This window comes from Phenylobacterium sp. (assembly GCF_031360265.1).
Lineage (GTDB): Bacteria > Pseudomonadota > Alphaproteobacteria > Caulobacterales > Caulobacteraceae > Phenylobacterium.
Window position 1 is genome coordinate 1 of sequence record NZ_JANMBF010000051.1, and the last position, 6,399, is coordinate 6,399.

Genomic DNA, 6,399 nt, shown 5'->3' on the forward strand with positions numbered 1-6,399 from the left:
GGCCCGGATCCGATCTTCGACCATCACTTCCTGCATGTGACCTTCCCGCCCGCCTACTACGAAGCCGGCGGCGGTGAACATGTCTCCCAGCACACCCACCAGGATTCCACCATCGACCCGTCGCAGGGGTTCGACCTGCAGATCATGTACTATCCGCACGTCGAGACGCGGCCGATTGGCGGGACGCGGTTCAACCCCGGCACCCACCTGCGCAAGGTCAGCGAGGTGGCGCTCGGGCGATATCAGAACATCGTCGGCCAGCAGCACATGGTCTGCGAGGCCGGGACGCTGCTGTTCCTGCACAACGGCATCTGGCATGGCGGCGGGGTCAACCACTCAGACCGCACGCGGACCATGTTCAAGATCCGCATGAACCCCTCGGCGCCGCAGGTGCGGCGCTGGGACATGGCCACCCTGCCGGCCGAACCGGCGCAGCGGCCGATCTTCTTCGTCAAGAGCCCGCAGCCGGAGACCGTGGAGAGCCTGCTGATGACGCCGGAACCCTGGTTCGAGCAGGACACTGGCCGGCTGGAATATGTGAACCGCATCAAGCTGTGGCGGCATCTCAGCGGCGATCCGACCTTCGACGCCGACTGGTGGATGAGCCGGCTGGAAAATCCGGCGCGGGCGTGAGGACTGGCGAAAGAGTCGAACAAAGCAGGAACTATTGCTTTTCCGCGGCCGCGACCCGTGCTATATGGCTATATCAGATAGCCATCTGGAGGGACGCATGACCTGGACTCTTGCAAAGGCCAGAGATCAATTTTCCGAAGTGGTGCGGCGGGCGGTCGATCAGGGTCCTCAAACCGTCAGCGTGAGGGGCAAAGAGACCGCCGTTGTCCTCTCAAAGGCACAGTTCGACGCGATGACGCCGACGGTTCAGTCGCGAGATTTCAAGGCGTTTCTGCTTTCAGTCCCAAGCCTGGAGGGCATTGATCTTACGCGCGACCAGACGCCGTCCCGGGACGTTGAGTTTTGAGTTTTCTGCTCGATACAAACGCCCTGAGCGAGCCCCAGAAGCCACGCCCCAATGAGGGCTACATGGCCTGGATTCAGGCGCAGGACGCCTCTGACCTGCATACCAGCGTCATTTCGATCGGCGAGTTGCAGTACGGCGTGCTTGCCGTTCCGCGAGGCGCCAGGCGGGCGGCCATCGAAGCCTGGCTTGCGGAAGGCCTGGTCGTCTTTGGTCCGCGGGTCTTGCCAATCGACTTCAAGGTCGCCAGCGTCTGGGCTGCGGTGAAGCTCGCGCTTCGGCGTGACGGAAAGATTGTCGGTGCGATTGACGAGCTTATCGCCGCGACAGCGCTCGTTCACGACCTGACGGTCATCACCCGAAACGTCCGGCACTTCGAGACGAGCGGTTGCAAATTCCTATCGCCTTGGGCTGAAACCTGAAGGCCCGCGATGGCTGACGCGTCAGGTTCAGCCGCCGATCTCCTGCCGCCCCGGTTCGCCGACTGGTTCGCCCAGCGGGGCTGGAGCCCGCGCGCCCATCAGCTGGCGATGATCGAGCGGGCGCGGGCGGGTCGCGACGCCCTGCTGATCGCGCCGACCGGCGGCGGCAAGACGCTGGCGGGGTTCCTGCCCAGCCTGATCCAGCTTGCCGCGCGGCCGCCCGCCAACGGGCCGCGAAGCCTGCACACGCTCTACATCTCGCCGCTGAAGGCGCTGGCGGTGGACGTGGAGCGCAACCTGGGCGCCCCGATCCTGCAGATGGGCCTCCCCGTCGTGGCCGAGAGCCGCACCGGCGACACCGGGATCTCACGGCGGCAACGGCAGCGGGTGAAGCCACCGGACATCCTGCTGACCACGCCCGAACAGCTGGCCCTGCTCTGCGCCTGGGAGGGCGCCAGGCTCTATTTCGAGAACCTGGAGTGCGTGATCCTCGACGAGATCCACACCCTGCACGCGTCGAAACGCGGCGACCTGCTGGCGCTGGACCTTGCCCGCATCGCCACCTTCGCGCCGAGACTGCGACGCGTCGGACTGTCGGCCACGGTCGACGATCCGCAGGTGATCAAGGCCTGGATGGCCAACCACCCAAAACCGCTGAACGTGATCGCTGACGACCTCGCCTCCCCCGCTGGAAACCTCACCGTCGACCTGATCCGGGGTCCCGCCGGCGCGGCGCCCATCGTCGAGGTGCTGTTGTCGCAGGGCCGCGTGCCGTGGTCGGGGCATACGGCGCAGCACGCGATGGCCGAGGTCTATGACGTCATTCGCAAGAGCAAGACGGCGCTGGTGTTCGTCAACACCCGCTTCCAGGCGGAATTCGCGTTCCAGGAACTGTGGAAGCTCAACGAGGACAACCTGCCGATCGCGCTGCACCACGGCAGCCTGGCGGCCGAACAGCGGCGCAAGGTCGAGGCGGCGATGGCGCGCGGCGAGCTTCGCGCGGTGGTCTGCACCTCGACGCTGGACCTCGGCATCGACTGGGGCGACGTGGACCTGGTGATCCAGCTGGCCAGCCCCAAGGGCGCCTCGCGGATGGTGCAGCGGATCGGCCGCGCCAATCACCGGCTGGACGAGCCCAGCCGCGCGATCTTTGTCCCCGCCAACCGGTTCGAGATGCTGGAATGCCAGGCCGCCCGCGAGGCCATCGCCGAGAACAAACTGGACGGCGACCCGCCCCGCGTCGGCGCGCTGGATGTGCTGGCCCAGCACGTGATGGGCTGCGCCTGCTCCGAGCCCTTCGACCTGCTCCGGCTCTACGCCGAGATCCGCACGGCGGGCCCCTATCGCGACCTGACATGGGAGGACTTCGAGCAGGTCGTCGATTTCGTCTCCACCGGCGGCTATGCGCTGAAGACCTACGACAGGTTCCGCCGCATCGTGAAGGGCCAGGACGGGCTTTGGCGGGTGCGCAATCCGGAGACCGCGCAACGCCACCGGCTGAACGTCGGGGCGATCATCTCGCCGGCCATGCTGTCGGTCAGAATCGCTATGCGCGGCGGGAGAGGCGGTCGCAAGATCGGCGAGGTCGAGGAGGGCATGCTGGAAATGCTCGAGCCCGGCGAGACCTTCGTCTTCGCCGGCCAGGTTTGGCGGCTGATCGGCGTGACCAATCTCGACGTGCTGGTCCAGCCAGCGCCGGGCGCCGATCCCAAGATGCCATCCTGGGGCGGCTCGAAGTTCGCGCTCTCCACCTATCTGGCCAAGCGGGTGCGCCAGCTGATGTGCGACCAGGATCACTGGACGGTGCTGCCCGATGACGTCCGCGAATGGCTGGAGGCCCAGCGCGACCGCTCGATCATTCCGGGCGAAGACGAGATGCTGCTGGAGACCTTCGCCCGGGGAAAGCGCCAGTTCATGGTCTGCTATCCCTTCGAGGGACGCCTGGCGCACACCACCCTGGCGATGTTGCTGACCCGCCGGCTTGAGCGCGCGGGCGCCGCGCCGCTGGGCTTCGTCTGCAACGACTACGCGATGGCTATCTGGGCGCTGAACCCGATGGACCGCCTCGACTTCGCCACCCTGTTCGACCAGGACATGCTGGGCGACGACCTGGAAGCCTGGCTCGCCGAAAGCTTCATGATGAAGCGCGCCTTCAAGGGCTGCGCGATCATCTCGGGCCTGATCGAGCGGCGGTTTCCGGGGGAGCAGCAGAAGTCGGGGCGCCAGATCACCTTCTCAACCGACCTGATCTACGATGTGCTGCGCCGCCACCAGCCGGATCACCTGCTGCTGCGTTGCGCGCGCGATGACGCGGCGACCGGGCTGATCGATGTGGCGCGGCTGGGCCAGATGCTGGCGCGGATCAGGGGGCGGATCCGCCACGCGCCGCTCGAGCACCTGTCGCCGTTCTCGGTGCCGATCCTGCTGGAGATCGGCAAGGAACGCTCACCGGGACAGGCGGGTGAGATGATCCTGCGCGAAGCCGCCGACGACCTGATCGCCGAGGCCATGCAGTGAACGACGTGACCGCCCGACCCTTCGCCTACGACTACGCCCAGGCGGCCTGCGGCTCGCTGTTGACGCGGATCGGCGCGGCCCAGGTGATGCTGCGCTGTTCCGGGGCCCTGTGGCTCGCCGCCGAACGGACGCTGGTGGTCGCCGACCTGCACCTGGAGAAGGGCTCGTCCTATGCCGCCCGCGGCCAGATGCTGCCGCCCTACGACACCCGCGAAACGCTGCGGCGGCTGGCCGCCGAAGTCGAGGCCCTGGCGCCGGCGACGGTGATCCTGCTGGGCGACACCTTCCACGACCGGACCTCGGAGGACCGGCTGGCGGCCGACGACGCCGAGCGGCTGCGGGCCTTGGCCAGGGGCCGGACCCTGATCTGGGTGGTCGGCAACCACGACGCCGACGGACCTCGCGCCCTGCCCGGCGACATCGCCGATGAGCTGTTGCTCCGCGGCCTCATCCTGCGCCACGAGCCGCGCGCGGGGTCCCAGCCGGGCGAGATCTCGGGCCACCTGCATCCCGCGGCCCGGGTCAAGGCCACGCGCGGCAGCGTGCGCCGGCGGTGCTTCATCACCGACGCCGAACGGATGATCCTGCCGGCCTTCGGCGCCTACGCCGGGGGCCTCAACGTCCGCGACGCGGCCTTCGCGGGCCTATTCACGCGGCCGCCCATCGTCGGCGCTGTGGGCGCGAGCTGCGTGCACGCGGTGGGTTGGCGCTCGCTCGCGGGGGACTGAGCGGCTGGCAATCGATCGCGGCTTGGGACAGATTGATGACGCCTGAGGCTTCGCGAAGGCTGGCAGGAAGCGACGGCGGGAAGGCTGAGGAGGATGATCGGATGACAAGAGGCGCTATATCCGCGGCCGCCATGCTGGCCGTGCTTCTCGCCGGCCCGGCCCTCTCTCAGCAACCCGCCGCACCCCAACCCGCCTTGCCCAAGGCCCTGGCGCGCAATTTCGACGGGGTCTGGACGAACGCGAGCGTGACGCGGCTTGAGCGACCGGCGACGTTTACTCAGCTTGTCGTCCCCAAGGACCGGGCCGACGCGGTGGCGAAGGCGACGACCGCGCGTCTCGATGTGGCGAACCGGCGCTCGGATCTCAGCAAAGGCGCCTTCAAGGACGAGGACGCCACGGCCGGGTACAATTCCTACTGGATCGATTCCGGCGACGGGCTGATGCGCGTCCGTGGCGAAGCGCGGTCCTCCTTCATCACCAGCCCCGCCGATGGGAAGATGCCCTTCCGCGATCGCGCGAAAAGCCTGGCCCTGACGATCCGCGACGGGGCCGAGTATCAATCCGGACGAGGCGGGTACGTGGGTCCGGAGGATCTTCCGCTGCGCGAGCGTTGCCTGATCGCGCAGAGCGACGCCGGCGGGCCGGTCATGCTCAACGCGATCTACAACAACAACTACAGCTTCGTGGTTACGCCGGGCTATTTCGTGATCGACCTGGAGATGAACCACGACGTCCGGATCGCCCCGATCTTCGCCTCCGCTGAAAAGGCCCGTGCGTCGCACCTGCCCGCCGGGATCCGGCCCTGGCTGGGCGACACGGTGGCCTGGTGGGACGGCGACACCCTGGTCACCGAGACCAGGAACGTGAACCCCATCCAGGAGGGGCGGACGCTGACGCCCGTGTCGGCGCAGGGCACGGTCACCGAACGCTTTACGCGGATCGCCAAAGGCGAGCTGCTCTATCAGTTCACGGTCGACGATCCCGTGCACTACACGCGAGCCTGGTCGGGCGAGTATGCCTTCAAGCCCGCCAAAGGGCAGATCTATGAATACGCCTGCCACGAGGGGAACTACGCCATGGAAGGCATCCTCCGCGGCGCCCGGCTCCAGGAAACGGCCGCCAACGGCGCAAAGTGATCGGGGCCCGCCTGCCTCCGCGCCGGCGCTGTTCGTCGGCTGAGCTGGCGCAACCGCCTCTCCGTCTTGATCGTCATCCCCCGGCTTGTCCGGGGGACCCATGATCACCGTCAAGGCGGACGGATCCCGGCGGCGCCGCTGCGGATCGCTCGGTGGCCGCGGCGATCCCCGGGGCAGGCTCACAAGCCGCGCCATGACGAGCTTCAGTTGGGTCAATTTGAGCGTCGAACGCCCTGGACGCGCTGTTCGCCGCCGCCGCGCGTGACGGCGCCGCTCTGGTGTTCGAAGAGGCCGACGCCCTGTTCGGCAAGCGCACCGAGGTCCGCGACGCCCACGATCGCGACGCCACCATCGAGGTCGACGACCTGCCCGCCAGGATCACCGCCGGGCCATGAGCGGACATCGACGATTTTCCGCCGCCCGGCCTTGACAACTGGCTTCGTGTGTTCTAGTTTTGTTCCTAATCATGACCAGCCCCGATCCCCGCAGCCGACAGCTCTCCGACATGGCCGATTGCGCCTATCGGCTGGGCGTGGCGTTCGGGGCGGCGGCCGAGGCGGCGCTGGGCACGGACCGGTGGCTGCCCTTCTTCAACGCCTTCGATCGCTGCTTCTTCTCAA

Annotated in this window: 6 protein-coding genes; all 6 read left to right on the plus strand. The window is 67.6% G+C overall.

What is annotated here, in order from left to right:
- Positions 1 to 633 (plus strand): phytanoyl-CoA dioxygenase family protein (locus tag RMN86_RS04500; protein ID WP_309604638.1); only part of this gene is annotated, 633 nt, incomplete at its 5' end.
- Between the two features lie 97 nt (positions 634 to 730).
- Entirely contained in the window at positions 731 to 979 is a 249-nt protein-coding gene (locus tag RMN86_RS04505; protein WP_309604639.1) for a type II toxin-antitoxin system Phd/YefM family antitoxin, read from the plus strand.
- Complete coding sequence (locus tag RMN86_RS04510) at positions 976 to 1,398, plus strand: type II toxin-antitoxin system VapC family toxin (protein WP_309604640.1); 423 nt, start codon at positions 976 to 978, stop codon at positions 1,396 to 1,398. Before RMN86_RS04505 ends, RMN86_RS04510 begins: the two co-directional genes overlap by 4 nt.
- 9 nt (positions 1,399 to 1,407) lie before the next feature.
- Entirely contained in the window at positions 1,408 to 3,915 is a 2,508-nt protein-coding gene (locus RMN86_RS04515; protein WP_309604641.1) for a ligase-associated DNA damage response DEXH box helicase, read from the plus strand.
- On the plus strand, positions 3,912 to 4,643 hold the full coding sequence (pdeM, locus tag RMN86_RS04520; RefSeq protein ID WP_309604642.1) for a ligase-associated DNA damage response endonuclease PdeM: 732 nt from the start codon (positions 3,912 to 3,914) through the stop codon (positions 4,641 to 4,643). Before RMN86_RS04515 ends, pdeM begins: the two co-directional genes overlap by 4 nt.
- Entirely contained in the window at positions 4,619 to 5,779 is a 1,161-nt protein-coding gene (locus RMN86_RS04525) for a hypothetical protein (protein ID WP_309604643.1), read from the plus strand. Before pdeM ends, RMN86_RS04525 begins: the two co-directional genes overlap by 25 nt.
- Positions 5,780 to 6,399 lie beyond the last annotated feature (620 nt).

Excerpts from the sequence above, each read along its gene's own strand:
- RMN86_RS04505 (WP_309604639.1), top strand. The coding sequence starts at position 731 with ATGACCTGGACTCTTGCAAAGGCCAGAGATCAATTTTCCGAAGTGGTG.
- RMN86_RS04515 (WP_309604641.1), top strand. The coding sequence starts at position 1,408 with ATGGCTGACGCGTCAGGTTCAGCCGCCGATCTCCTGCCGCCCCGGTTC.